The organism is Paraconexibacter algicola (assembly GCF_003044185.1).
Taxonomy (GTDB): Bacteria; Actinomycetota; Thermoleophilia; order Solirubrobacterales; family Solirubrobacteraceae; genus Paraconexibacter; species Paraconexibacter algicola.
The window spans coordinates 2,283,059-2,308,209 of sequence record NZ_PYYB01000001.1 but is presented as its reverse complement, the minus strand read 5'-3'; the positions used below and the strand labels follow the sequence as shown (position 1 = coordinate 2,308,209).

The window sequence follows — 25,151 nt, the reverse complement described above, 5'->3', positions numbered from 1 at the left end:
CTGACGATGCGCCGGTGGCTCCTCCTCGCTCTCCTGCTCGCCCTCGCGCTCCCCGGTGTCGCGGCCGCCGCCGTGCCCTGCACGCCCGGCGGGGCGCCGCTCCCCGCGGTCCCGACCTGGGAGGCCGTCAACGGCTTCCCGCTCGGCGAGCGGCAGGCGACGAACGCCGAGATCGAGCGGTACGTCGCCGCGGTCGACGCCGCCAGTGACCGGGTGGACGCCGGGATCGCCGGCCGCTCGGTCGACGGGCGCGCGCTGCCGGTCGTCCACGTCGGCGCGCCCGAGCACGTGACGCCCGCCGGGCGCCGGCGGATCGGGGCGCGGGCCCGGGCGCTGCGCGACGCGCGGCCCGGCACGCCGCGCGTGCGACCGGACGACACCGCGATCGTCTGGATCGCCGCCGGGGTCCACGGCAACGAGCCGAGCGCGACCGACGCGCACATGCGGATCCTGTACGACCTCGCGTCGACGACGGACTGCGCGCGGACCGTGCGGCTGGACCGGCTGCTGACGGTCCTGTTCCCGCTGCAGAACCCGGACGGCCGCGTGCTCGGGCAGCGCACGAACGGCTACCGCTTCGACCTCAACCGCGACTGGTTCGCGCGCACGCAGCCCGAGACGCGGGTGAAGATCGACCTGCTGGAGCGCTACCCGCCGATCGCGTTCGTCGACGGGCACGAGCAGGCCGGGGACGGCGCGTTCTTCCCGCCCAACGCGGACCCGATCCACCACGAGATCCCCGACGGCCCGCTGCGCCAGATCAACGCGGTGTACGGGCCGGCGCTGCGCGCGGCGATGGACGCGGCGGGCCGCGACTACACGAACTACACGACCTACGACCTGTTCTTCATGGGCTTCGGGGACACGGTGCCCACGACGCTCTACGGCGCGGCGGGCATGACGTTCGAGAAGGGCGGCCAGGACGTCTACCCCGCCAAGGTGCAGGAGCACGGCCTGCTCGCCGACACCGTCCTGGCGGTCGCCGCACAGGGCCGGACCGCGCTGCTGCGCGAATGGGCGGCGCAGTGGACGGCGGCGCGGCGGCAGGGCGCGCGCGGCGTCCTGGAGCCGAACGTCGTGGTGCAGCCGACCAACACGGTGCGGTTCCCGGTGCCCCGGGAGCGCGTGTACGCGCACGTGCTGCGCGCCGGCCGACACGCCGCCGACGTCGCGGTGCTCGCCCAGCGGCTGCGGACCGTCGGGGTCGAGGTCCTGCGCCTGCGCGGCCCGCTGCGCACGCGGATGCGGGCGCTCGGCGCCCCGCGCGCCACCACGGTGACGCTGCCCGCCGGCACGTACGTCGTGCCGATGGACCAGTCGCGCAAGCACTGGGTGCAGGCCCTCCTGGCCGACGACGCGCACGTGCCGTTCCCGTACTTCTACGACGTCAGCGGCTGGTCCAACCCGCTGCTGATGGGCCTCGACGGCGGGGTCCTGCACGCCCCGCTGCGCGCGGCCGACCGGCGGCTGCTGCGCCCCGTCGGCGTCGGGGCGTCGCCCGCACCGTCGCTGCCCGCCGCCCCGGCCTACGCGGTCGACGCCGACGCGCTGGAGAGCCTGCGGCTCGTGCTCGCCCTGCAGCGCGCGGGCGTGACGGTCCGGCGCGCGAGCGCCCCGTTCCGCGACCGCGGGCGTCGCCACCGGCGCGGCACCGCGATCGTGGCGGGCGGCAGCACGACGCGCGCGCTGCTGCGCCGCGGCGCGGGCCGGCACCACACGGCGGTGACCGCGCTCTCGACCGCGTCGCCGGCCGGCGCGGCGCCCGTCACCGTGCCCACGCCGAAGGTCGCGGTCCTGCGCGACCCGACGGGCACCGTCGGGGACACGACCGTCCCGGACGTCGGGCTGCCGCTCGGCGGCCCGGGGGCGGCGGCCGCCCTGGCCCCGAGCGAGGGCTGGGTCCGCTGGCTGCTGGAGCGCGAGCTCGGCGTCGACGTCGTGCGCGTCGCCGAGACCGAGCTGGGCACGCTCGCCTCACGCGGGATCACGACCCTCGTCGTCCCCGACGCGGCACTCGGAGCACCGACGCTGACGGCGCTCGGGCTGCGCGCGGTGCAGGACTTCGTCCGTGCGGGCGGCACGTACGTGGGGCTGCGCGCACAGGGTCTCGGGGTCGCGCAGGCGGCGGGCCTGACCAGTGCGCGGACCGTCGCGGCGCCGCGCGGCTTCCAGGTGCCCGGCGTGTCGATCGCGGTCCGGGTCGACGACCGCTCCCCCGTCACCTGGGGTCTGGGCGGGCGCAGCTGGGTGTTCAACACCGGCGACCCGATCGTCGAGCGCGGCAGCTCGCGCGGCCGCGAGGCGGTCGCCTACGCGCCGGCCGGCGCGCTGGTGATCTCCGGGTACGCGGAGGGCACCGAGGTGCTCGCGGGCACCCCGGTCGTGCTCGACGAGCGGTTCGGCGCGGGCCGCGCGGTGATCTTCACGGTCGACGCCGCGTTCCGCGGGTCGGTCGAGGGCACCGAGCGGATGCTCGCGAACGCCGTGCTCGCCCCGCCGGGGCTCGGCGCCCGCGCCCGTCCCCGGACGGCGACGCCGCGCGTGCCGGTCCGCCCGGAGCTCGTCGCGCGGACGGTCGGGGCGGCCGCCGGGGCCACCGACGCGGTCGTGCGCGTCGGTCCCGCGGACGAGGCCCGGCTGCGCGCCGCGGTCCGCACGCTCGACCTCGGCCCGGCCGCGCGCGTGACGGCCTAGCTGCGCGGGGGCGCGGAGCTGCGCGTCCCCGGTGCCCGCCGCGGTGACGGGCATCCCGACGAGCGCCTCGTGCGGCTGCTCGACGCGCTCCGCCGCCAGGGCGTGCGCCCGCAGCTCCTCGCGCTCTGAGCGCCGCGCCGCGCGGCCGGGCGGGAGCAGGGGCGCTCAGCGCTGCGCGGTGACCTGCGCGAGCACCGCGCGGATCCGCTTCTCCGAGACCGGGGCGCGGGTGCCGATCGACTGCGCGAACAGGCTGACGCGCAGCTCCTGCACCAGCCACGGCAGCTCCAGCAGCGCGGTCGGGACGGGCCGCCCGGCCGGCCATCCGGCCCGCACCCCGGCGATCTCCGCCTCGAGGCCCTGCACGAGCTCGCGGTGGCGGGCGTCGGACTGCGCGAGCCGCGCGAGGCGGTGCAGGATCGCGCGCAGGTAGCGGTCGATGTCCCCCAGGCGCGCCGCGCCCGCGGCGGTGAGGAAGCCCGGATGCACGAGGAACCCGAGCTGCGCCAGCACGTCGGCGCGCAGCGGCGCGACCGCCGGGGACTCCAGGCGGGCCGCGCGCTCGATCACCTCGCCGCGGCGGGCGAGCAGGTCGACGAGCACGGTGACGATCGCGGCGGTCTCCTCGGCGAGCGACCCGGCGACGTGGCCGCGCAGGCGCGCGAACGACGCCTCGTCCCAGGCGGGGCCGCCGCCGGTCGCCACGAGCGCGTCGACCGCGGCGCCCGCCGCGTCGGCGAGGACCGCGTCGGTGCCGCCCAGCGGGGCGTCGGCGAGCGTGACCTGCTGCCAGAGGTCGAGCTGGTCCTTGACCCAGCGCACCGGGGACGGCGCGCTGAGCAGCAGCAGCCGGCGCGTGCCCGCGCGCATCGCCTGGGCCTGCGCGTCGCGGCTGTCGAACACGCGCACGCCGGCGGTCGCGCCCTCGTCGACCAGCGCCGGGTAGGCGGTCGCCGCTCCGTCGCGGACCGGGACCTCCCGGGGGAGCGTCCCGATCGTCCAGGCCTTCAGGCCGCTGCGCTGGAGCGCCGGGGTCTGCGCGGCGATCTCGTCGGCGAGCTTCGGCCGGGCGCGCTCGCGCAGCGCGTCGAGGTCCTTGCCGCCCGCGACGATCTTCCCGTCGGCGTCCTGCACGAGGAACGTGACGCGCAGGTGGTCGGGGAGCGCGATCGCCTCGAGCACCCCGTCGGGCACGCGCACCCCGCGGCGCGCCTCGAGCTCGCGACGGACCGCGGCGTGCAGCGGCTCGCGCCGCGGGCGCAGGCCGTCGAGGACCGCGGTCGCGCTCTCCGGGATCGGGACGAGCGGGCGGCGCAGCTCCTTCGGCAGGCCGCGCAGGAGCGTCGTGACGAGCTCCTCCCGCAGGCCGGGGACGAGCCACTCGAACTCGCGCGGACGGATCTGGCCGACCGCGTCCAGCGGCACGTGCACGGTGATGCCGTCGTCGGCCGCGCCGGGCTCGAAGCGGTAGCTCAGCCGCAGGACGTGCTCACCCTGCTTCCAGCCGGTCGGGAACGCCTGCGGGTCCAGCGCGGCGCGCGCGGCAGGGTCGATCAGCTCCTCGGTGGTGAGCGTGAGCCGGTCGGGGTCGGTGCGCCGGGCGTCCTTCCACCAGCGGTCGAAGTGGCGGGCGGAGTGGACCTCCAGCGGGATCCGGGAGGCGAAGAACGCGTAGCGGACGTCGTCGCCGACGAGCAGGCCGCGGCGGCGGGAGCGGTCCTCCAGGCGCTCGACCTGCTCGACGGCGGCGGCGTTCGCCGCGACGAACGCGTGGTGGGTGTCCCACTCGCCCTGCACGAGCGCGTGCTGGATGAACAGCTGGCGCGCGACCTCCGGGTCGACGCCACCGTAGGGGACGGTGCGGCCGGCGACGATCGGCAGGCCGTAGAGCGTCACGCGCTCGGTGGCGACCGCGCCGCCGCGACGACGGTCCCAGCGCGGCTCGGAGTACGTGCGCTTGACGAGGTGGTCGGCGAGCGGCTCGATCCACTTCGGGTCGATGCGGGCGACCTCGCGCGCGAACAGCCGCGAGGTCTCGACGAGCTCGGCGGCCATGACCCAGTCGGGCTGGCGGCGTGACAGGGCGCTGCCGGGGAAGACCGCGAAGCGCGCGCCGCGCGCCCCGGCGTACTCGCGACGGGCCGCGTCGCGCATGCCGACGTGGGAGAGCAGGCCGGCGAGCAGCGCCTGGTGCACGTGGTTGCGGTGCGCGGGCGTCGCGTTGATGCGCAGCTTCATCTGCCGGGTGGCCTGGCGCAGGCGGGCGACGAGGTCCTGCCACTCGCGCACCCGCAGGAAGTGCAGGTACTCGTCGCGGCAGCGGCGGCGGAAGGCGCTGCGGGAGACCTCGCGCTGGAGGTCCTCGAGGTAGCGCCAGAGGTTGAGGAACGCGAGGAAGTCGGAGTCCTCGTCCTTGAAGCGGGCGTGCTGCTGGTCGGCCTGGGCGCGCAGGTCGGCGGGGCGCACGCGCGGGTCCTGGATCGACAGGGCGGCGACGATGACGATGACCTCGTCGAGCGCGTCGAGCCGGTCGGCCTCCAGGACCATGCGGCCCATCCGCGGGTCGACCGGGAGCTGCGCGAGGCGGCGGCCCAGCGGGGTGAGCTGCAGCGGTGCGCGCTCGTCGCGGCCGCGCGGGACGAGCGCGCCGAGCTCCTCCAGCAGCAGCACGCCGTCGCGGACCTGGCGGGCGTCGGGCGGGTCGAGGAACGGGAAGTCGGCGACCTGCCCGAGCCCGAGCGCCGCCATCTGCAGGATCACCGCGGCGAGCGAGGTCCGCAGGATCTCCGGGTCGGTGTAGGCGGGCCGCGCGTCGTGGTCGCGCTCGCTGTAGAGGCGGATCGCGATGCCGTCCGCGACGCGGCCGCAGCGGCCGGCGCGCTGCTTGGCGGACGCCTGGCTGATCGGCTCGATCGGCAGCCGCTGGACCTTCAGCCGCGAGCTGTAGCGGCTGATCCGCGCGGTGCCGGTGTCGACGACGTAGCGGATGCCCGGCACGGTCAGCGAGGTCTCGGCGACGTTGGTGGCGAGCACGACCCGGCGGTTGGTCTCCTGCGGGCCGCGGCGGAAGACGCGCTGCTGCTCGGCGGTCGAGAGCCGCGCGTAGAGCGGCAGCAGGTCGACGCGGTCCCCGAGCCGGCCGGCGAGGTAGTCGGCGGTGTCGCGGATCTCGCGCTCCCCGGAGAGGAACACGAGCACGTCGCCCTGGCGGGGGAGCTCCTCGATCGCGTCGCCGATCGCCTCGGTCTGGTCGCGGTCGCGGGTGCGTCCCGCGTCCTCGTCGTCCTCGTCGCCGTCGGGCGACGGGTCCTCGTCCTCCCCCAGCGGGCGGTAGCGGACCTCGACGGGGTAGGTGCGGCCCGACACCTCGATCACCGGGACGCCGCCGAAGTGCGCGCCGAAGCGGTCCGCGTCGATCGTGGCGCTGGTGATGATGAGCTTGAGGTCGGGGCGCTCCGGCAGGATCCGCGCGAGGTAGCCGAGGAGGAAGTCGATGTTCAGCGACCGCTCGTGCGCCTCGTCGACGATGATCGTGTCGTAGCGGCGCAGCAGCCGGTCGTGCTCGATCTCGGCGAGCAGCAGGCCGTCGGTCATGAGCCGCACGAGCGTCTCGTCGGTGGCCTTGCGCTCGAACCGCACCGCGTAGCCGACGACCCCGCCGAGCGGGGTGCCGAGTTCCTCGGCGATGCGGGCGGCGACGGTGCGCGCGGCGATCCGCCGCGGCTGCGTGTGGGCGATCGTGCCCTCCACCCCGCGCCCGAGCTCGAGGCAGATCTTCGGCAGCTGCGTCGTCTTGCCCGAGCCGGTCTCCCCCGCGACGATGACGACCTGGTGGTCGCGGATGGCTGCGAGCAGCTCGTCGTGCCGGGCGCTGACCGGCAGCTGCGGCGGATAGGTGATCGGGGGCACCGATGCGGCCCGCCGGGCCGCCCGGGCGGCGGTGGACGACGCGGGCACTGCACCGAGGATAGAAAAGCCGGTCCGGCGAGCCGGGCTGGCGCGCCGCCGCCCGACCAGCGAGGATGCGGGCATGAACAGGAACTTCACGAGGACGGCGGCACTGCTCGCCGGGACCGCGGCCCTGGCGATCGCCGGCTGCGGCGACGACGGCGAGAGCGGCGGAGGCGGGGACGAGCAGGACATCGAGGCGGTCGTCAGCAAGGCGCTGAGCACGACCGACCCCGAGGTCAAGTGCGTCGAGACGGTGACGAGCGGCTTCGTCACGGCCGTGTACGGGTCGGTCGACGCCTGCCGCACGGCGGAGACCCCGAAGCCCGACGACGATCCGCGCCCGACCGGCGCGTCGGTCTCGGACGTGCAGGTCGACGGCGACAAGGCCACCGCGCAGGTGACGGTGCAGGGCGGCGACAGCGACGGCGCGAAGGGCGAGATCAGCTTCGAGAAGGCCGACGGGGACTGGAAGGTCAGCGACCTCGGCGTCTCGTTCCTGCGGTCCCAGCTGACGACCTCGATCGAGCAGGGCAGCTTCGACGCGAGCGACGGGCCGCTGGCGGAGAAGTCCGTGCGCGACTGCGTCGGCGCCGGGTTCCAGAAGCTGGACGACGCCGCGTTCAAGAAGCTGGCCTACGCGGCGATCGGCGACAAGGAGCCGGACGCGAACTTCGTGAAGGTCATCACCGACTGCGCGGCGCAGGCGGGCGGCTCGGGCGCGAGCACCGGCGCCTCGGGCGCCGAGGAGGACTCGTCGGCATCGTCCGAGGACGCCTCGGGCTCCTCCGACGAGGACGTGTCGCTGCTGCGCAGCCAGTTCGAGTCGGGCATCCGGCAGTCGGCCGAGCGCGACGGCGCGAGCGCCGAGCAGATCGACTGCGTGCTCGAGGAGCTGCGCTCGACGATCAGCGAGGACGAGATCGTCGCGGCGGTCGGCCAGGACAAGGCCGTGCTGACCGAGCTCTCGCAGCGGACCGCGAAGGCGATCCAGGGCTGCGACTGACCGGGACTCAGGCGGCCGCGCGCTCCGCGGCCGCCGCCCAGTCGACCGTGACCCGGGTGGGGTCCTTGCGGTCGACGGCGACCGGGAGGATCGCGCCGGGGACGGTCAGCGCGACGGCGTAGTGCGGCAGCACCGCGCGGCGCACCGTGACCGCACGGCCTTCGAGCTGCAGGTGCAGGTCGACGTTCTCGGTCGGCATGCCGAACACCTCGACGGGCTCGACCGCGACGACGGCGGCCTCCGCGGCCGTGCCGCGCTCGAGGCGCCGTCGATCGATCCGCGCGTCGTCGATCCCCGGGGGCAGCGGTCGGCGCAGCGTGCGACCGGCCAGCACGGTCGCCCGGTCGCCCGGGTCGACGCCCTGGGCGCGCAGCGTCGCGCCCCAGTCGACGGCGACGCGGTCGCGGTGGTGCAGGGCCGTGACGGGCGTGCCGAGCGGCGCGCGCTCGGGGTGGGGCAGCAGCTGCTGGCGGACGGTGGCGCGGAACGGGCCGGCGTCCCCGTGGACCGTGAGCGAGATCCAGTGCTCGTCGGTGCTGTCGCCTCCGGAGCGCACGCGGTAGCCGTCCACCGTCGCGGGGCGGGCCTCGCCGTGGGCGACGAGCCGCGCCAGCCCGCGGTCGCGGCCCCCGGGCGTGAAGACGTCGAAGAAGACGCTGTCGACGACGTCCGCGAGGATGCCCATCGGGCGAACCTACGGTGCGGGTCCGCCCGGTGCCACGCCCCGAGACCGGGTCGAGACCGCTCAGGCCGACGGTGGCCGCACGGGGTGGCGGCCGGGGCGCTCCTCGAAGCCGCGGCGGCGCAGCAGGCCGCCGACGCCGAGGAACACGAGCGCGAGCACGAGCAGCGCGAGGCCGACCGCGACGACCGGGCCGCCGCCCAGGAGGGCGCCGAGCAGCGTGACGGTCGCCGGGACGGCGAGGAGGAGGAGCGCGAAGTGGAACGGGAATCGCGACGCGCGCTCCGGGGGCGGGACAGGCGCGGGAGCAGACATGTCCTGCGGCTACCCGGGGCGCACGCCGCGAACCGGCGGCCTACCGCAGCGTGACCGTCCGCGTGGTGGTCCGGCCCGCCTGGGTGACGGTGAGCGTCGCGCGCGCCCGGCGCAGTCGCCGCGCCTTGCCCTTCGCGGCGGCGGTGCGGTTCAGCCGCACGGTGAGGCGGCCCGCCGCGCGCGCGGTCGCGCTGCCGGTGGCGATGGTGACCGCACGGCGGCCCGACCTGCCCAGGACGCGGGCCGGGACGGTGAGGCGCGCGGTGACGCGCCCGGCGCGCCGGACGGTGACGGTGAACCGCAGCCCGCGCGTCGACGTGAGCGCCGCGGCGCTGAGGCCGGCCGACGGCACCGTGACGGTCGGCGCGGACGAGGTCGGCGTCGGGGCCGTCGTGGGCCCGCCGCCGCCCGGGATCGGGGTCGGAGTGGTCGGCGTCCCGGGCGTCGTCGGGGTGGTCGGCGCGGGCCGCGGGTCGATCGTCGCGCTGATCACCGCGGCGTCGGCACCGCCGATCGAGGGTGCGCTGCCGGTCGGGGAGATCACGACCGGCGGGGAGCTGAACTGGCAGGCGTCCGCCCCGGTGAACGTCGGGATCGGCGCGACCTTCACGCCGCCCTCGTCGTGCCAGGCGATGCGCGTGGAGTCCGGCGAGATCGAGACGTGGTCGGCCTTCCCGGTCGCGGGGATCGTGCAGCCGGCGGCGAAGTCCCCGGTGGCGGGCGGGCCGAACACGCTGATCGGCAGGACGTCGATCGCCTGCGAGACGAGCGTGCCGCCGTCGAACCGCTGCCGCGCGACGGCGAGCACCTTGCCGTCGGCGGACAGCTCGCTGCGGGTGAGGTCCTCCCCGGCGGGCGCCTGGAGCGTCAGGAACGGGTCGAACTCGCCGGACTGGCTGACGGGCGCCGACGGGACGTTCTGCTGCAGCGCGATCTGCGTGGAGGACGCGAGCACGAGGGTGCGCCGGCCGAACAGCGTCGCGTACTTGTTCCCGGTGACGCTGACCGGCTGCAGGCCCGTGAGGTTCGTGACGGGCTGGGCGTAGTAGCCGTAGGTCTGCGAGCTGAAGTTGAACGCGGTCTTCTGGAAGCTGTTGAGGATCAGCGCGCCGTCCGGGGTGAGGTCGAGCGACAGCGGATACACGTAGAACGGTCCGGCGCCGTCGTTGCCCAGCGCGCCGTCGAGCTCCTGCCCGCCGCTGCCCCGGGCGACCTGGCCGTTGGGCTCCCAGACGCGGAAGCGGCTGAGGTTCGCGATCTTGCCGGGCTCGTTGCGCACGCCGACGATCCGGCCGCCGTCGGCCATCGCGACGTCGAGGTACTTCTGGGTGACCGGGGCGCCGGAGCTGTCGGTGAACGTGAACTGCGGGCCGATCCGGGTCTTGCTCGTGCCGTCCAGCGCCGCGACCCAGACCGCGCCGTCGTCGACGTAGGCGACCGAGGCGGCGGCCCCGGCGGTGGTCGGGAGGGTCAGGAGCCCGGCGGCCAGGAGGGTGGTGGCGAGGCCGAGCGTGCGGGACGTGGGACGCATGCCCGCCAGCATGCACGCCGGGCGTCGCAGGTCCGTCTCAGGTCGGTCTCAGTCCGGCCGGGAGAGCTCGACGAGCTGGACCGGCTCGTCGACGAGCGCGTACTTGAGCGTCACCGCGCTGGCGTTGATCAGCCGCGTGGGGCCGAGCTGCCAGTCGCCGCGGCCCTCGTGGATGTGCCCGAAGACGCACAGCTGCGCGGCGGTCCGCCGGACGAGGTCGAGCTGTGCGGCGGAGCCGACGCTCATCCCGGTGCTCGTGCGGTCCCCGTACCCGGCGGGCGGCCCGTGGACGACGAGCACGTCGGTGTCGTCGGGCACGACGGCGAAGCGCTCGCGCAGGAACGTCTCGTCGGTGTCGCCCTTGGGGGCGTTGAACGCCCAGTCGAAGAACCACGGCTGCCACGGCGAGCCCCAGAACCGCACGCCGTCGATCGTCGTCCCCGTGTCCTGCAGGTACGTCCAGGGCAGGTCGGTCGGCACCGTCTCCGGGGCGCGCTCGAAGACGAAGTCGTGGTTGCCGGCGATCGCGACGACGTGCTCGGCGGGGACGGCCTGCAGCCAGGCGCGGAACGTCGTGTCGAGCCAGCGGGCCTGGAAGGCGACGTCGTGGTCGTGGGCGGGCGTGAGGTCCCCGGCGATCACGAGCACGTCGCACGGGGGGACGTCGGGCAGGAAGCCGTGGAGGTCGGCGGTCACCGCGAGGCGCATGGAGGCCACGCTACCCGCCCGCCTTCCAGGCGGCGTACGCCTGCGGCAGGCAGCGGGCGCACGGCCGGTACCCGCAGGCGATCGCCGCGGCCTCGTCGGCGAAGAAGACGCGGCCCGCCGCGTACGTGTCGCCGCGGGCGAGGGCGCGCAGCGCGCTCGGGCAGTCCAGGCGGCCGTAGCGGCGCCCGCGACGGGTGCCGCCGAGCGTCCCCGGGGTGGCGCTGCGGTACGGGCCGTCGGGTCCGAGCAGCGTGTACACGGCCCGGGCGGTCAGCCGGCGGAGGCGGCGTCCAGGGCCGCGAGGTCCTCGTCGCGCAGCTGCAGCTCGGCCATCGGCAGGAGCTCCTCGAGCTGCTCGACGGTGCGGGCGCTGGCGATCGGGGCGACGACCGCGTCCCGGGCGCGCAGCCAGGCGAGCGCGACCGCGCTGACGCTCGTGCCGTGCTCGGCGGCGACCGCGCGCAGCGCGTCCAGCGTGGCCCACGAGCGCTCCTGCCCGCCGTAGGTCTTGATCGCGCCCTTCGCGCGCGGCGTGCCCATGTCCGCGGCCTCGCTCTCCCGCGTGTACTTGCCGGTGAGGAACCCCATCGCCAGGCCGTAGAAGGGCACGACGGCGATGCCGTGCTCGACGCAGACGTCCTGCAGCTCGCCCTCGAACCCGGCCCGGTCCAGGAGGTTGTACTGGGGCTGCAGCACGCTGATCGGCGCGTACCCGTGCTCCTGCGTGACGGCGACCGCCTCGCGCAGTCGCGCGGCGCTGAAGTTCGAGAGGCCGACGTGCTTGATCTTCCCGGCGCGGACGAGCTCGTCGAACGCGCCGAGGCTCTCCTGCAGCGGCACGTCCTCGTCGTCGCGGTGCTGGTAGTAGAGGTCGATCGTCTCGACCCCGAGCCGCTCCAGCGACGCGTCGCAGGCGCGCAGGATCGACTCCGGCCGCAGGTTCGCGAGGTCGGCCTTGAAGTGCATGCCGACCTTCGTGGCGATGACGAGGTCCTCGCGGCCGCCGCGCGCGGCCAGCCAGCGGCCGAGGACCGCCTCGGACTCGCCGCCCGGATGGTCGGGCACCCACGAGGAGTAGACGTCGGCGGTGTCGACGAACGTGCCGCCCGCGGCGACGTAGCGGTCCAGGACGGCGAACGACGCGTCCTCGTCGGCGGTCCAGCCGAACACGTTGCCGCCGAGGCACAGCGGATGGACGTCGAGACCGGTGGAGGCGAGTGCGGGCATGCCGCGGACGCTACCGTGCGCGCTGCACGTGCCCGACCTGCTCCTCCTCCAGCACCAGGACGACGTCCCGCCCGGACTGCTCGGCGGCGTCCTCGCCGCGCGCGAGGCGGCGGGCGGCCCGCGCGTGCGGACGGTTCGCGTCGACGCCGAGCCGCTGCCCTCCCCCACCGCCGGGGAGCGGATCGTCGTGCTGGGCTCCTACGCCTCCGCGGTCGGGACGGGCTCGCAGCCGTGGGTCGCCGACGAGGTCCTGTTCCTGCGCCGCGCCGCGCTGGCCGGGGTGCCGATCCTCGGCATCTGCTTCGGCCATCAGGCGCTCGCCGCGGCGCTCGGCGGCGCGGTGCACCGGCTCGACCGCCCGCAGGTCGACTGGGTGACGCTGGCCAGCGCCGACCCGCAGGCGGTGCCGCCGGGCCCGTGGCTCGCGTTCCACGAGGACGCGGTGACCCCGCCGCCGCGCGCCCGCGTGCTCGCGCAGGACGCGGGCGGCGTGCAGGCGTTCGCGGCGGGACCGCATCTGGGCGTGCAGTTCCACCCCGAGGCGACCGCGGAGATCCTCGACGGCTGGATCGCCGCGGACCGTCGTGACCCTCGCCCGTACGACCCGGACCGGGTGCGCGCCGGGTTCGCGACGCACGGCCCGGCCGCGGCGCGCGCCGCGCTGCGGCTGTTCTCGCGCTGGCTCGGCCCGGTCGGCTGAGGGCGGGACCGGGCGCCCGGTAGCGTCCGGGCGATGCTCATCCCCGGCGCCCCGCAGGACGACGACCTCCTCGAGCTGCACGCGCGGACGCTGGCCGCGAGCGTGCCGGAGGGCACGGTGTGGCTGGACGCGCACACGCACATCGGCCAGAACGACCCGGACGGCGTCACCTGCACGCGCGAGGAGGTGCTGGCCGGCCTGGACCGTGCCGGGCACGCGGGCGCCGTCGTCTTCCCCACGCACGAGCCGGACGGGTACGCGGCGTTCAACGCCGCGGTCCGCGCGGACGCCGCGGCCTCCGGCGGCCGGCTGCGCACGCTCGTCCGCGTCGACCCCGGCCACCCGGACGCCGTCGAGGAGGCCCGCGCCGGGCTGGAGGCGGGCGCGGTGGGCGTGAAGCTCCACCCGCGCTCGGACGCCTTCGGCCTGCCGCACCCGACGGTCGACGCGCTCGGCGACCTGCTCGGCGAATGGGGCGTGCGCAGCGGCCGCGATCCGATCCTGCTGTTCCACGCGGGCCGCGGGATCCCGGCGCTCGGCCCGTCGGCCGTGGCGCTGGCGGAGCGCCACCCGAACGTGCGGCTGATCCTCGCCCACACGGGCGTGTCCGACCTCGGGCTCGTCGCCGAGCCCGCGTCGCGGCTGCCGAACCTCTGCTTCGACACCTCCTGGTGGCAGGTCGACGACATGCTGCAGATGTACGCGACGATCCCGCCCGGGCAGATCCACTACGCGTCCGACATGCCCTACGGCGGTGGCGTGTTCGCGTCGCTGGCGCTGATGCGCTGCGCCGTGCAGGCCGGGCACGGCCCGGACGTGGTCGCCGCGATGGCGGGCGCGCAGCTGCAGCGGGTCCTCGACGGCGAGCCGCCGCTGGACCTCGGGCCGGCGCCGGGCGAGGCGGTCCTCGCCGACGATCGGCCGCTGATCGCCCGGCTCGCGTCGCGGCGCGCGATCTCCTACCTGGGGATCGCGTCGCTGGGCTCGTTCCACGGCGGCCCGGTCGAGGAGCCGCTGTCGCTCGCGCGGCTGGCGTGCGCCACCGACACCGGGGACCCGGTCCTCGCGCTCGTCGACGCCCTGTGCGAGCGCGCGCAGGAGCGGATCGCCGCCGCCGGGTCGACGCCCGCGCCGATCGGCGAGCAGGCCCGCCCGCACCTGCCGGGCCACGCGCCCGGGATCGCCGCGCTGCTCGCGGCGGGCATCGTCGCCGGCACGCCGCGCGCCGGGGCCTGACCGCGTCGCGGGCTACGCCAGGGCGGGCTCGCGCGGCGCGGGGGCCGCGCCGTCCGGCGTGGTGCCGGGACGCGGCTGCCCCGACCGGGCCGCGACGCCGCCGCCCCCGGGGAACGACAGGCGCAGGATCTTCTTCCCGACCGACCGGTACTGCGGCCCGAGCCGCCCCGAGTGGTACGGCAGCCCCCAGCGCTCGCAGACCGCGCGGACCTGGGGGGCCATCGACGCGTAGCGGGACGCGGGGATGTCCGGGAACAGGTGGTGCTCGATCTGGTGGGAGAGGTTGCCGGTCATCACGTGGAAGAGCGGGCTGCCCTCGAGGTTGCAGGAGCCCAGCAGCTGCCGCACGTACCAGCCGCCGCGCGACTCGGTCTCGAACTCCTCCTCGGTGAACGTGAACGTCGAGGCGGGCTCGGGGATGTGCCCCATGAACACGATCGTGTGGACCCACACGTTGCGGGCCGCGTTGGCGGCGAGGTTGGCGGCGACCGCGCGCCGGAACCCGCGACGGCCGGCGAGCGCGGGGAAGACGACGTAGTCCTTGGCGACCTGCGCGGCGGCCTTGCGCACGAACGCGCGGATCTCCTCGCGGGCGCGCTCGCGCGTCTTGCGCCCGTCGCGGACGGCGTCGAGCTCCATGTCGTACAGGGCGATGCCCCACTGGAAGGTCAGCGCCATGCCGATGCCGTACAGCGGCTGGAGCAGGTAGACCGGGTGCCACGGCTGCTCGGGATCGACGCGCATCGCGCTGTAGCCGAGGTCGCGGTCCTTGCCCAGGACGTTCGTGTACGTGTGGTGCTGGAAGTTGTGGCTGTGCTTCCACGACTCCGCGGTCGAGGCGGCGTCCCACTCCCAGGTGGTCGAGTGGATCGCCGGGTCGTTCATGAAGTCGTACTGGCCGTGCATCACGTTGTGGCCGATCTCCATGTTCTCCAGCGCCTTGGCGACGGCCAGGACGGCGGCCCCGGCGACCGCGGCGGGCCGCCAGCGGGCCCCGAGCACGAGCGCGCGGCCGGCGACCTCGAGGCCGCGCTGGGTGGCGACGACGCGGCGGATGTAGGTCGCGTCGCGCGTGCCGAGATCGGCGCGGACGGCATCGCCGATGGCGTCGAGCTCGCGGGCGATCTGGTCGAGGTCCTCAGGGCTCAGGTGGCGCATCGCGGCCGGACGCTAGCGACGAGGACGCCCGCGCGCGCTGGGGCTGACCCCCGGTCTCCCCCGACCGTCGGACCCCCTCCGCGACGGTTGGCGCGGATTGCCGCCGGTTCTGGCGCGCTCCCGCGTTGCAGCGGTGAGCGACCGATGCCCGACATCCCGCACGAGAACCGCTTCACCTGGCCGCTCCGCTGTGGGAGCATGCGCCCCGTGGGTCGGGGGTTCTCGAGAGGGGCGTCAGGGACGGCGGTCGTGCTGGCCGTGCTGGCCCTGCTCGCGCCCGCCCTCGCGCTCGGCGGACCGGCGCTCGGCGGCCGCGTCTCGGCCGGCTCCGAGCGGCCCGATCTCCTCTACGGGACCGACCTCGCGGACGTGCTCGCGGGCGGCTTCAACGACGACCGGCTGTTCGGCCTGCGCGGCGACGACGAGCTCTACGGGGACTCCGGCAACGACCGGCTGTCGGGCAGCTCCGGTGCCGACCGGCTCAACGGCGGGTCCGGAAACGACCGCGTCGAGGGCGGCCACGGCAACGACATCCTCGACGGCGGCGACGGGGACGACGTCCTGCGGGCGGGCTTCGGGGACGACTTCGTGGTCGAGCAGGGCCAGGGCAACGACAAGCTCCTGGACGGCGGCCCGGGCGACGACTACATCGACGGCCACCGCGGCGACGACCCGCTGATCCTCGGGGGCGAGGGCGACGACGTCCTGCGCGGCGGGCGCGGCGCCGACAAGCTCTACGGCGGCCCGGGCGCCGACCGGCTGGACGGCGGCAGCGCCCCGGACCTCGTCGACGGCGGGGACGGCGACGACCACCTCTTCGCCTCCGGGGAGGGCGACGTCGTCCTCGGCGGGACGGGCGACGACGAGATCCTCGCCACCGACGCGCTGCGGATCGACTGCGGCCCGGGAGCCGACCGCGTGACGCTGCAGGCCGGGTCGCGCGCGGAGCTCGTCGACTGCGAGACGGTCTTCCACCCGGCGCGGGTCGACCTGCCGACCGACCCGCTGCTGTTCGGCCCCCGCAACGCGGGCTTCGACACGGGCGGCCCGCAGGCCGGCAGCTCCGGGTCGCTGTCGGGCGGGCTGACGCAGAACATCCTCCCCGGCGGCCCGAACCGCGACCACATCATCGGCACCGACCGCGAGACCGATCTGCTGCCGAGCGCCGACCTGCTGCTGGGCGGCGGCGGCGACGACGTCCTCGAGGGGCTCGGCGGCAACGACCACCTCGAGGGCGAGCCGGGCAACGACCTGCTGCTCGGCGGCCTCGGGGACGACCTCCTCTACGGGCGCACCGGCAACGACCGCCTCGACGGCGGCCCGGGCGACGACCTGCTCGAGGGCGGACGCGGGCACGACATCCTCCGTGGCGGCGACGGGCGCGACCGGCTCAACGGCGGCATCCACGGGGACCGCATCTACGGCGGCCGCGGCGACGACATCGTCGTGGCGATGGGCGGCGGCGCCGACGTGATCGACTGCGGCCCGGGCCGCGACAAGGCCTACGTCGACTCGACCGACCGCGTGCGCAACTGCGAGATCACCGCGCGGTCGCGCAAGAAGGTCCTGCGCCGCAAGTAGGGCGGCTCAGCTGCCCATCGTGCGGCGCAGCGCGAGCACCGACAGCGCGGCGCCGACGAGCGCGAGCACGAACAGCCCGAAGCCCGTCACGCCGACGAGCGAGGTGACGAACAGCACGACGGAGGCGAGGCTGAAGCCGCCCGAGGCGAGCGTCAGCTGGTAAGCGCGCTTCTCGCGCTGGCGACGGGTGATGTTGGCCATGGTCCACGGAGGCTACGCCACGGCGCCCGCCGCCTCGACCGGTCGTGCGCCCGGCCCGGTCAGCGGCGCGGGTCGAGCGCGGCCGCGAGGATCGCGACGTCGTCGCGCGGCGCGCCCGCCGCGGCGAGACGGGCGATCTCCTCGAGCGCCCGGGTGACCCCGTGCGGCCCGCCGGGGCGGGCGGACAGCACGTCCTGGGCGAGCCCGGCGCTGCCGCGGACCGCGGAGCGGCTGGCCTCGGTGATCCCGTCGGTGAAGATCGCGACGACGTCCCCGGGAGCGAGCGTCGTGCGGCCCTGCTCGGGCTCGATCTCGTCGAGCACGCCCACGACCGGCCCCGTGTGCTCGAGCACCTCCACGCCGTCGGCGCGCAGCACGAACGGGGAGGGATGCCCCGCGGTCGAGTGGGTGAGCGTCCCGTCACGCGGGTCCAGGCGCAGGATCGCGAGCGTGACGAAGCGGTCGTCGTCGCGCTGCTGGCGCAGCGACGCGTTGAGGCCGATCAGCACCGCCGCCGGGTCGATCAGCCAGGGGGCGAGCGCCCGCACGGTGTAGCGGGCCTGGGCGGTCAGCGCGGCCGCCTCGACGCCCTTGCCGCAGACGTCGCCGACGACGAGCAGCCAGGTGCCGTCCGGCAGCGCGAACACGTCGTAGAAGTCGCCGCTGACCTCGCCGCCGGCGGCGGGCAGGTAGCGGACCGCGAGCGCGACGTCGGGGATCCGCGGCAGCCGCTCGGGCAGCAGCGACTCCTGGAGCGTGCGGGCGGCCTGGGCGCGGTCGGCGAACAGCAGCGCGGCGTCGACGGCCAGCGCGACGCGGCGCGCGATCTCGTCGAGCAGGGCGAGGTCGCCGCTGCGCGGCCCGCGGCCGGGCCGCCAGACGAACGTCATGGCCCCGAGCGCGCGCTCGGAGCGGGCGAGCGGCAGCGTCAGCAGCCGCCGGCCGTCGCGGGCCGCCTCGCGGGCGGGGTCGAGCAGGTGCGGGAGCACGGACGCCGCCCCGCGCCGGGCGGTGCGCCCGGCGAGGTCGACGACGTCGATGGCGACCGCGTCGGCGAGCCGGCCCGCGACGAGCTCGGCGACGTGGTCGAGCGTCGGGTCGAGCGTCAGCGAGGACTCCAGGACGCCGCTGATGTCGGCGAGCAGGCTCGCGCGGTCCAGGGCGGTCTGGAGGTCCACGCGGGTGGCCTCCCCCGTCTCCCGCGCCGCGACCGCGGCCTGCAGCGAGGCGGCGTGGTCGAGCGCCAGCGCGACGCGGCGCGCGACCTCCTCGGCGAGCGCGAGGTCGTCGGTGCCCTCGTGGAAGTCGGGCTCGTGGGAGCCGAACGTCATCACCCCGTGGTCATGACCGCGCGCGCTGATCGGAGCGACGATGCTGCTGCGCAGCGCGAAGCCCAGCCGGGACTCCCGGTCCTCGGGGGCGCCCGCGTCGGCGAACGTCTCGGCGTCGTGGCGCAGCAGGACGGCCTGCCCGTCGCGCAGCACGTCGAACAGCGGCGAGTGCTGCTGCGGGCCGGCCAGGCGCCGGGCGACCTTCTCGCGCTCGGGGTCGCGGTGCGCGAGCACGGCACGGTCCAGGCCGCCCTCCCCGTCGAGCAGGTCGATGACGCAGACGTCGCCGAGCCACGGGATCGTCGCGCGGGCGATCTCCTCGAGCGCGTCGGTGGGGTGCTCGGCGGCGGCGGCGAGGCGCCCGACCTCGGAGAGGATCGAGGTGGCCTGCTCGGCGCGGACCCGGTCGTCGATCGACAGCGCGGTGCCGTGGTAGCCGATGACGGTGCCGTCGGCATCCCGGCGGGGCTCGCCGCGGTCGAGGATCCAGCGGTAGCGGCCGGTCGCGTCGAGGATCCGGTACTCGTGGTCGAACGGCAGCTCGCGCCGGTAGGCCTCGAGCGCGAGCGCCCGCACGCGCTGCACCTCGTCGGGGTGCACGCCCTCCATCCAGCCGAGGCCGAGCTCCTGCTCGAGCGTGCGTCCACGGAACGCGAGCCACGCCTCGTTGCAGAACTCGAGGTGCCCGTCGGCCGTGCCCGACCAGGTGAAGATCGTCGTGAGCTCGGCGAGGACGCCGAACCGCTCCCGCGTGCTCATCGCTCCTGGGGCGGGAGGGCGTCGAACGCCGCGAGCGCCGCGCCGCGCGTCGGGTAGGAGGTCATGGCGCGCAGCCGGCGATCGGCGAAGCGGAACAGCCAGCAGGGCTGGACGTCGACGTGCAGGTCGCGGGAGCGGACCTGCAGGGCGCCGCTGACGAGCACGTGGTGCTCGCCGAGCTCGTCGATCTCGAGGACCTGGTGCTCGCGGGCCTCGCCGCGGCGGCCCTCCTCCTGGAGGAACTCCATGAACTCGCGGCCGACGAAGCTGCGGCCGGGGACCATCGGCGTCCACACGACGTCCTCCGGGACCCGGTCGAAGAAGGCGGACGCGCCCTCGGTCTCGTAGACGCGGAACAGGTCGCGCGTGAGGTCGGCTCTCCAACCCATGCTGCATCGAGGCTACCGGGGTTGTCGATCTGCGCGCGCGTACGCAAGACTCGCGGCGTGCCCGTCACCCTGCGCTGCGGCGACCTCGAGACCACCTGGCTGCCGGAGCACGGGATGGTCGGCGCCTCGCTGCGCCACCGGGGCGGCGAGCTGCTCGGCCAGCGCGGCGGCCTCGACGCGTACCTGGCGAAGGGGTCGGCGTTCGGGATCCCGCTCCTGGCCCCGTGGGCCAACCGGCTCGACGGGCTGCGCTACGGGGACGTGAGGCTCGACGCGGCGACCGTCAAGGGCGGGGACGTCGGGCTGCCCAAGGACGGCGGTGGCGTGCTCGTCGGCCGGGAGTGGACGGTGCGGGAGCGCAGCGAGCACCGGCTGCGTGCCGCCGTCACCGCGGACGAGGCGCTGCTGGCGGTGTTCCCGTTCCCGCACGAGCTCGAGGTGACGGTCGAGCTGCGCGGCACCGGCCTCGAGGTGATCACCGTGCTGACCGCGACGGGGGACGCGCCGGTGCCGGTGGCGTTCGGCTGGCACCCGCTGTTCACGCTGCCCGGCGTGCGCCGGGACGGCTTGCAGGTGACGCTGCCGGTCAGCCGGGAGCTCGTGCTGGACGACCGCGGGATCCCCGACGGGCGGCGTCAGACGGTCGTGATCGCGCCGGGCGCGCTGGACGAACGAGACCTGGACGCCGAGTACGACGGCTGGGACGGGGACGTCGTGCTGCGCGGTGGCGGCCGCGAGCTGCGGGTGCGGTTCGCGGCGGCGGACGGCTACCCGATCGGCCACCTGTGGGCCCCCCGCGGCGAGGACTTCCTCGCCTGGGAGCCGATGACCGCGCCGACGAACGCGCTCGTCAGCGGCGTCGGGCTGCAGCACGCGGCGCCCGGCGAGCGGTACACCGCCACCTTCTCGGTCGCGGTGCGCTCGATCTCCTGAAGCGCGGGCGAAGAACGCGTCCAGGCCGCCTGGACCGCGACTCCAGCCACGGGCGCCTCGTGCCGAGGACCTCCTCATGCTCTCTCGCGCAACCGCGCTGCTCGTCGCCGTTCTCCTGCTCGGCCTGCTCGGTCCGGCCGCCGTCGCCTCCGCGCAGCGGCACGTGCCCGACGATCCGGGCAGCGAGGAGATCCCGTGGTGGGAGGAGGACGACCCCGACGCGCCCGTCCAGGACGTGACGCCCCCGCAGAGCGACCCGGGGACGGGCCTGGACGACCTGCCGCTGCCCGGCGTCACCGACGGCGACCTGCCGGTCGACGACGAGCCGGAGGTCGAGCCCGAGCCGCTGCTGCCGACGATCCCCGTGCCGACGACGAAGACCATCCCCGGGACGGTCGCGTACGTGCGCCGGGACGGGAAGGCGGCGATCCCGCGCGGCGCCCCGAAGCGCGTGCGGCAGCTGATCGCCGCGGCCAACGAGATCGTCGGCAAGCCGTACAAGTGGGGCGGCGGCCACGCGAAGCTGAAGGACCGCGGCTACGACTGCAGCGGCGCGGTGAGCTACGCGCTGATCCGCACCGGGCTGCTGCGCGCGCCGCTGGTGAGCGGGTCGCTGGCGCGCTGGGGCAGCCGGGGCGCGGGCCGCTGGGTGTCGGTGCACGCCAACCGCGGGCACGTGTACCTCGAGGTCGCCGGGCTGCGCCTGGACACGAGCGCGGTCGGGGACCGCGGCGGGCGCAAGGGCGTCCGCTGGCGCCCGGTCATCGGGCGGCGCGGCGGCTTCACGAGCCGCCATCCCGCCGGGCTCTGACGCCGTGCGGCGCCACGCCGGACCTGCCTGCCCCCAGGCGGTCCGGCGCGGCGCCGCCGTGCGTCGTCAGCCGGCGGCCGCGGCCGGAGGCCGCAGCTCGTGCGCCGGTGCGTCGTCGCGGGCCGCCGTACCGGCTCCGAGGTCGACGGTGTTGAGGCGCTCGGCGAGCAGCTCGACGAGCAGCCGGTCGGCGGCGAGCTCCTCGTCGGGGGTGAGGGGGAACGGCTCTTCGGGGGGCATGTCCCGTTGATCGTCAGAAGTGGTGAACGGTGCATCGGACGTCCGTCCACCCACCTCAAGACCCCTGGTGGCCGCCCGACGCGCCGAAAAGCGGTTCGGGGTCACCGCGGCGACACGCTAGGATTGTGCGGATCATGACGAAGCTCAGCCCCCAGCAGCAGCGACAGGCGGACGCCCGGGCCAAGAAGCTCGAGGAGATGGAGGCGCAGATCGAGAGCGGCTCCCTCACCGTCCGTCAGATGACCCCCGAGGAGCGGGCGAAGTACCCCAAGCCCGAGCCGCGTCCCGAGGGCGAGAAGAAGCGCCGGGGGCGCCGCAGCTGACCGTCAGTGGGCGTGCCCTGCGTGGGCGTCGCCCAGCAGCTCGGTCGGCACGCGCCGTGCGAGCGCGACCGCGACCGCGGTCGTCAGCGGCACGGCGCACGCCAGCCCGATCGAGCCGACGAGCAGCGCCGTGACCTCCTGGGCCACGATCTCGCGGTTCACCGCGTCGCCGAGGCTCGTGCCGACCGTGGAGAACACGAGCAGGATCGGCAGCGCCGCCCCCGCGTAGGCCAGCGCGAGCGTGTTGACCGTCGCGGCGAGGTGGTCGCGGCCGACGCGCAGCGCCTCCGCGTAGAGGGTGCGCGCGGGCATCGACGGGGCGGCCCGGCGCAACGCGGCGACGACGGACGCCTGGCTGACGGTGACGTCGTCGAGCACGCCCAGCGCGCCGATGACCATGCCGGCGAGCAGCAGCCCCTGCGGCTCGATCTCCCCGTCGGAGGCGACGCGCAGCACGAACGCCTGCTCGGAGACCAGGCCGGTGAGCTGCACGGCGTCGACCGCGAGCGTCGCGAGCAGCGCGGTCAGCACCAGCGTGCAGGCCGAGCCGATGATCGCCGCGAGCGTCATCGAGCTGGCGCCGTGGGCGAGCGCGAGCGTGACGAGCAGGATCGCCAGCGCCCCGACGAGCGCGACCGCGATCGGCGGCCGCCCGTCGAGGATCGCGGGGACGACGAAGGTCGCGAGCAGCGCGAGGCTCGCCCCCAGGCCGATCAGCGCGAGCAGCCCGCGGCGGCGCGCGAGCACGACGATCACGACGGCGAACAGCAGCGACAGCAGCAGCAGCGGCGCGCGCCGGTCGTAGTCGAGGAACACCCAGGGCGGCGTCGCCCCCTCCCCCGCCCCGACGGGCACGGCGGGCACGACGCGGATCCGCGCGCCCGGCTCGGGCAGCGGGGTCAGCGCGTCGCCCGCGAACGTCGCGGTGCTCGCGCGCCCGTCGAGCTCGATGCGCAGCGTGCGGCAGCCCGGGCCGAGCTCCGGACGGCAGCCGTCGGTGCCGACCGCCACCACCTCCGCGCCGCGCGCGTCCGCCCCGGGGCTCGAGCCCGCGACCGCGCCGTCACCGGGCCACAGGACGAACAGCCCGAGGGCGGTGGCGGCGGCGATCACCCCGACGGCGGTGAGCGCGAGCCGGCCGGCCGGGATCGCCCACAGCGCGCGCAGCGCCTCGGCGCGCGCGTCGAGCGCGCGCCGCAGGCGGGCGATCACAGGCGGGTCGCGCCGAGATTGCGCGTGACGGTGCGCCCGCCGGCGGTCGCCCGGATCCGGACCAGGTAGGTCCCGGGGCGCAGCCCGGCGGCGCGGACCGTCAGGCGCTGCGTGGCGCCGGCCCGGCGGGTGCGGTCGCCGAGCGTGCGCACGACCCGGTCGCGTGCGTCGCGCAGCTCGACGCGCACGCGCGCGTCGCGGTTGAGGCGCAGGCTCACCCGCAGGGCGGTGCCGCGCGTCCCGCCGAACGCGGTGCGGTCGAGCTTCGCCTTGGCGATCGTGCCGCACGAGCGCGGCGCCTCCGGGGCGGCGGCGCCGACGAACCGCCCGGCGCGGCGCACGAGCGCGATCCGCCGGGTGTCGACCGTCGTCGTCCCGCGCAGCGCGCGCACGCGCACGAGGTAGGAGCCGTCGAGCGCGCCGCGCCCGTCCCAGCGGAAGCTCGCGCTGCGCCGGAAGCGGGCCGCGGGGGCGTTGGCGATCGCGCGACGGCCCGCGGACTGGCGGAACACGTCGACCGCGAAGGTGGTCCCGGCGGTGCGCGGCAGCGTGACGCGGACGCCGCGCCCGTCGGGCAGGACGGCGAAGCCGCGCAGCGCGGTCGGCACCGTGCACGAGCCGGCGACGCGCGGCAGCGACGAGAACGCCTCGTCGAGCACGCGGCCCTGCGCCTGCGCGGGCGGGCGGCTGCCGAACAGGGCCATGACGGTCGGGGCGACGTCGACCTGCTCGGAGGACCCGGGGTTCTCGACCGTGTCGCTGAAGCGGACGGGGTCGACCTTCTCGGAGGCGATCGCCTGCTGGCGGATGCGCGGGTCGCCGCCGACGATCGCGAACATGTGGTCGAGCGTCTGCGGCGCGCCGTGGTTGCCGCTGAGCGGGTTGATGCCGCCCGGGATCCCGTCCCCGAACTTCTCGGTGGGCTTGGCGGTGACGAGCAGGTCACCGGTCCGCTCGCCGGCGATCTTCCAGCCCGGGTGGACGCCGTCGAGGGTGTGGCGGGTGTCCCCGTCGGCGGCGTTGGGCAGCCGGTACAGCGCCTCGTCGACGCGCGGGTTGGTCAGGGCGGCGGCGCGCAGGCGGGCGAGCAGCGCGTCGCGGTCGGGCCGGTTGCGGTCCTTGAGGTAGACCATGTTGACGCTGCCGTTGAGGACGATCTCGACGGCGTCGGCGTCGGCGCCGAACGACGAGGCGATCGCGTTGGGCGCGAGCTTCGTGGTCGTGTCCATCGAGTGGTCGGAGACGACGAAGATCGTCGTGCGGTCCCACAGGCCGAGCTGCTTCTGCTGGGCGACGAAGCGGCGCAGCTGCTGGTCGGCGTTGCCGATCGCGGTCTCGTACACGGGGCCCGCGCCGGTGAAGTGGCCGAGCTGGTCGATCGTGGGGAAGTTCACGAACGTGAGGTTCGGGCGGCGCGTGGCGCCGTCGGCGGGGACGCCCTCGCGGACGGTGCGCAGGACCTCGTCCATGACGACGACGTCGTTGGTGTAGCGCTGCACCGGGTCGACGGCGACGCTGCGGCAGTACGGGGGATCGTCGGATGAGCCCTCGCAGGGCGCCCACAGGTGGTCGGCGTCGTAGGCCTGCGGGTCGACGGTGCGGGTCGAGAAGATCCGGCCGAGCTTGGGCTTGCCGAAGATCCCGGCGGTGACGACGTCGGGCGCCTGGCGCTTGAGCGCCGCGAAGAACGTCTCGGCCAGCAGGCAGGTGGACGCCTCGCCGCTGGTGACCATCGGGCCGTTCGGGTCGCCGCCCTCCGCCGGGCAGGTCCGGCGCGCGGCCTCGTCGTAGACGGCGAACGTGTTGCCGGGGATGCCGGACCGCTCGCCGTAGGCGCCGGTGGCCATGGCGGTGTGGTTGGGGTTCGTCTCCGAGACCATGATCCCGCGCGAGTCGCGGTAGTAGGTCGAGCGGGCGCCCTCCTCGCCGCGGACCATCGAGGCGAGGAACGGGGCGCGGCCCTGGTCGATCGCGCGGTCGCCGTCGGTGGCGTCGAAGGAGAAGACGTAGACGAGCGGGCGGGTCGCGTCGTCCTGCGGGCCCTGGCCCTGCGCGTCGGCGCTGCGCGGGCCGGAGCGGTCCGGCGGCACGCCGACGGCGAGTGCCACGAGGGCCAGGACGGCCAGGAGCGGGAGCAGGAGACGGGCCACGGGACGGGAGTATCCC

The 25,151-nt window shown here is 75.8% G+C and carries 22 protein-coding genes; 8 read left to right on the top strand and 14 right to left on the bottom strand.

Annotated features, from left to right (window positions below):
• Positions 1-6: 6 nt before the first annotated feature.
• Positions 7-2,694: a M14 family zinc carboxypeptidase gene (locus tag C7Y72_RS10840; RefSeq protein ID WP_107568749.1), complete on the top strand. Its 2,688-nt coding sequence runs from the start codon at positions 7-9 to the stop codon at positions 2,692-2,694.
• A gap of 165 nt (positions 2,695-2,859) precedes the next feature.
• On the opposite strand, the gene hrpA is transcribed toward C7Y72_RS10840, so the two are convergent.
• A complete protein-coding gene (gene hrpA / locus C7Y72_RS10835) occupies positions 2,860-6,726 on the bottom strand; it encodes an ATP-dependent RNA helicase HrpA (protein WP_107569756.1) in 3,867 nt (1,288 codons plus the stop codon).
• On the opposite strand from hrpA, the gene C7Y72_RS10830 reads away from it, so the two are divergent.
• Complete coding sequence (locus tag C7Y72_RS10830; RefSeq protein ID WP_107568748.1) at positions 6,725-7,648, top strand: hypothetical protein; 924 nt, start codon at positions 6,725-6,727, stop codon at positions 7,646-7,648. The two genes, hrpA and C7Y72_RS10830, sit on opposite strands and share 2 nt — an antisense overlap.
• Before the next feature lie 7 nt (positions 7,649-7,655).
• On the opposite strand, the gene C7Y72_RS10825 is transcribed toward C7Y72_RS10830, so the two are convergent.
• From C7Y72_RS10825 to C7Y72_RS10800, 6 genes are read right to left on the bottom strand one after another with little or no spacing between them, the layout of a single operon-like run.
• Complete coding sequence (locus tag C7Y72_RS10825) at positions 7,656-8,333, bottom strand: hypothetical protein (RefSeq protein ID WP_107568747.1); 678 nt, start codon at positions 8,331-8,333, stop codon at positions 7,656-7,658.
• A gap of 60 nt (positions 8,334-8,393) precedes the next feature.
• On the bottom strand, positions 8,394-8,645 hold the full coding sequence (locus C7Y72_RS10820; protein WP_107568746.1) for a hypothetical protein: 252 nt from the start codon (positions 8,643-8,645) through the stop codon (positions 8,394-8,396).
• Positions 8,646-8,685: 40 nt separating this feature from the next.
• Positions 8,686-10,176: a hypothetical protein gene (locus C7Y72_RS10815; RefSeq protein WP_107568745.1), complete on the bottom strand. Its 1,491-nt coding sequence runs from the start codon at positions 10,174-10,176 to the stop codon at positions 8,686-8,688.
• A 48-nt stretch (positions 10,177-10,224) separates the two neighbouring features.
• A complete protein-coding gene (locus C7Y72_RS10810) occupies positions 10,225-10,884 on the bottom strand; it encodes a metallophosphoesterase family protein (RefSeq protein ID WP_107568744.1) in 660 nt (219 codons plus the stop codon).
• Positions 10,885-10,894: 10 nt separating this feature from the next.
• Positions 10,895-11,143, bottom strand: a complete 249-nt coding sequence (locus tag C7Y72_RS10805; RefSeq protein WP_107568743.1) for an Ada metal-binding domain-containing protein — start codon at positions 11,141-11,143, stop codon at positions 10,895-10,897.
• A gap of 11 nt (positions 11,144-11,154) precedes the next feature.
• A complete protein-coding gene (locus tag C7Y72_RS10800; RefSeq protein WP_107568742.1) occupies positions 11,155-12,111 on the bottom strand; it encodes an aldo/keto reductase in 957 nt (318 codons plus the stop codon).
• A gap of 28 nt (positions 12,112-12,139) precedes the next feature.
• Here C7Y72_RS10800 and C7Y72_RS10795 point away from each other — a divergent pair, with 28 nt between their 5' ends.
• The gene (locus C7Y72_RS10795; protein ID WP_158276797.1) at positions 12,140-12,811 is read left to right on the top strand and encodes a type 1 glutamine amidotransferase; all 672 of its coding nucleotides are present in this window, start codon (positions 12,140-12,142) and stop codon (positions 12,809-12,811) included.
• A gap of 33 nt (positions 12,812-12,844) precedes the next feature.
• Positions 12,845-14,047 (top strand): amidohydrolase family protein, encoded by a 1,203-nt coding sequence (locus tag C7Y72_RS10790; RefSeq protein ID WP_107568740.1) that lies wholly within the window; start codon positions 12,845-12,847, stop codon positions 14,045-14,047.
• A 12-nt stretch (positions 14,048-14,059) separates the two neighbouring features.
• Here the strand turns inward: C7Y72_RS10790 and C7Y72_RS10785 are convergent, their stop codons facing one another.
• Positions 14,060-15,205 (bottom strand): fatty acid desaturase family protein, encoded by a 1,146-nt coding sequence (locus tag C7Y72_RS10785; RefSeq protein WP_107568739.1) that lies wholly within the window; start codon positions 15,203-15,205, stop codon positions 14,060-14,062.
• Positions 15,206-15,454: 249 nt separating this feature from the next.
• On the opposite strand from C7Y72_RS10785, the gene C7Y72_RS10780 reads away from it, so the two are divergent.
• A complete protein-coding gene (locus tag C7Y72_RS10780) occupies positions 15,455-16,786 on the top strand; it encodes a calcium-binding protein (protein ID WP_158276796.1) in 1,332 nt (443 codons plus the stop codon).
• Between the two features lie 6 nt (positions 16,787-16,792).
• Here C7Y72_RS10780 and C7Y72_RS10775 read toward each other — a convergent pair whose 3' ends face one another.
• The 3 genes from C7Y72_RS10775 to C7Y72_RS10765 are packed head-to-tail and all read right to left on the bottom strand — an operon-like array spanning position 16,793 to position 19,466.
• The gene (locus C7Y72_RS10775) at positions 16,793-16,987 is read right to left on the bottom strand and encodes a hypothetical protein (RefSeq protein WP_107568737.1); all 195 of its coding nucleotides are present in this window, start codon (positions 16,985-16,987) and stop codon (positions 16,793-16,795) included.
• Between the two features lie 59 nt (positions 16,988-17,046).
• Positions 17,047-19,077 (bottom strand): SpoIIE family protein phosphatase, encoded by a 2,031-nt coding sequence (locus C7Y72_RS10770; RefSeq protein WP_107568736.1) that lies wholly within the window; start codon positions 19,075-19,077, stop codon positions 17,047-17,049.
• Positions 19,074-19,466: a nuclear transport factor 2-like protein gene (locus tag C7Y72_RS10765; RefSeq protein ID WP_107568735.1), complete on the bottom strand. Its 393-nt coding sequence runs from the start codon at positions 19,464-19,466 to the stop codon at positions 19,074-19,076. The genes C7Y72_RS10770 and C7Y72_RS10765 overlap by 4 nt, the downstream gene beginning before the upstream one ends.
• A gap of 57 nt (positions 19,467-19,523) precedes the next feature.
• Here C7Y72_RS10765 and C7Y72_RS10760 point away from each other — a divergent pair, with 57 nt between their 5' ends.
• Both C7Y72_RS10760 and C7Y72_RS10755 read left to right on the top strand, forming a co-directional pair.
• Positions 19,524-20,399 carry an aldose 1-epimerase gene (locus C7Y72_RS10760; protein WP_107568734.1) on the top strand — a complete coding sequence of 292 codons (876 nt, stop codon included), beginning with the start codon at positions 19,524-19,526 and terminating at the stop codon, positions 20,397-20,399.
• A gap of 76 nt (positions 20,400-20,475) precedes the next feature.
• A complete protein-coding gene (locus tag C7Y72_RS10755; RefSeq protein ID WP_107568733.1) occupies positions 20,476-21,210 on the top strand; it encodes a hypothetical protein in 735 nt (244 codons plus the stop codon).
• A gap of 66 nt (positions 21,211-21,276) precedes the next feature.
• On the opposite strand, the gene C7Y72_RS23260 is transcribed toward C7Y72_RS10755, so the two are convergent.
• Positions 21,277-21,450 (bottom strand): hypothetical protein, encoded by a 174-nt coding sequence (locus C7Y72_RS23260; protein ID WP_154734485.1) that lies wholly within the window; start codon positions 21,448-21,450, stop codon positions 21,277-21,279.
• Between the two features lie 134 nt (positions 21,451-21,584).
• Between C7Y72_RS23260 and C7Y72_RS10750 the strand changes: the two genes are divergently transcribed.
• Positions 21,585-21,773, top strand: a complete 189-nt coding sequence (locus tag C7Y72_RS10750) for a hypothetical protein (protein ID WP_107568732.1) — start codon at positions 21,585-21,587, stop codon at positions 21,771-21,773.
• 3 nt (positions 21,774-21,776) lie between these two features.
• Here C7Y72_RS10750 and C7Y72_RS10745 read toward each other — a convergent pair whose 3' ends face one another.
• Complete coding sequence (locus C7Y72_RS10745; RefSeq protein ID WP_146175333.1) at positions 21,777-22,985, bottom strand: YibE/F family protein; 1,209 nt, start codon at positions 22,983-22,985, stop codon at positions 21,777-21,779.
• Positions 22,982-25,135 carry an alkaline phosphatase family protein gene (locus C7Y72_RS10740; RefSeq protein ID WP_107568731.1) on the bottom strand — a complete coding sequence of 718 codons (2,154 nt, stop codon included), beginning with the start codon at positions 25,133-25,135 and terminating at the stop codon, positions 22,982-22,984. The genes C7Y72_RS10745 and C7Y72_RS10740 overlap by 4 nt, the downstream gene beginning before the upstream one ends.
• Positions 25,136-25,151: the final 16 nt, after the last annotated feature.

Coding starts and splice junctions, on each gene's coding strand:
- C7Y72_RS10840 (WP_107568749.1), top strand. CDS start 7: ATGCGCCGGTGGCTCCTCCTCGCTCTCCTGCTCGCCCTCGCGCTCCCC.
- C7Y72_RS10830 (WP_107568748.1), top strand. CDS start 6,725: ATGAACAGGAACTTCACGAGGACGGCGGCACTGCTCGCCGGGACCGCG.
- hrpA (WP_107569756.1), bottom strand. CDS start 6,726: ATGCCCGCATCCTCGCTGGTCGGGCGGCGGCGCGCCAGCCCGGCTCGC.
- C7Y72_RS10825 (WP_107568747.1), bottom strand. CDS start 8,333: ATGGGCATCCTCGCGGACGTCGTCGACAGCGTCTTCTTCGACGTCTTC.
- C7Y72_RS10820 (WP_107568746.1), bottom strand. CDS start 8,645: ATGTCTGCTCCCGCGCCTGTCCCGCCCCCGGAGCGCGCGTCGCGATTC.
- C7Y72_RS10815 (WP_107568745.1), bottom strand. CDS start 10,176: ATGCGTCCCACGTCCCGCACGCTCGGCCTCGCCACCACCCTCCTGGCC.
- C7Y72_RS10810 (WP_107568744.1), bottom strand. CDS start 10,884: ATGCGCCTCGCGGTGACCGCCGACCTCCACGGCTTCCTGCCCGACGTC.
- C7Y72_RS10800 (WP_107568742.1), bottom strand. CDS start 12,111: ATGCCCGCACTCGCCTCCACCGGTCTCGACGTCCATCCGCTGTGCCTC.
- C7Y72_RS10790 (WP_107568740.1), top strand. CDS start 12,845: ATGCTCATCCCCGGCGCCCCGCAGGACGACGACCTCCTCGAGCTGCAC.
- C7Y72_RS10785 (WP_107568739.1), bottom strand. CDS start 15,205: ATGCGCCACCTGAGCCCTGAGGACCTCGACCAGATCGCCCGCGAGCTC.
- C7Y72_RS10775 (WP_107568737.1), bottom strand. CDS start 16,987: ATGGCCAACATCACCCGTCGCCAGCGCGAGAAGCGCGCTTACCAGCTG.
- C7Y72_RS10770 (WP_107568736.1), bottom strand. CDS start 19,077: ATGAGCACGCGGGAGCGGTTCGGCGTCCTCGCCGAGCTCACGACGATC.
- C7Y72_RS10765 (WP_107568735.1), bottom strand. CDS start 19,466: ATGGGTTGGAGAGCCGACCTCACGCGCGACCTGTTCCGCGTCTACGAG.
- C7Y72_RS10755 (WP_107568733.1), top strand. CDS start 20,476: ATGCTCTCTCGCGCAACCGCGCTGCTCGTCGCCGTTCTCCTGCTCGGC.
- C7Y72_RS23260 (WP_154734485.1), bottom strand. CDS start 21,450: ATGCCCCCCGAAGAGCCGTTCCCCCTCACCCCCGACGAGGAGCTCGCC.
- C7Y72_RS10750 (WP_107568732.1), top strand. CDS start 21,585: ATGACGAAGCTCAGCCCCCAGCAGCAGCGACAGGCGGACGCCCGGGCC.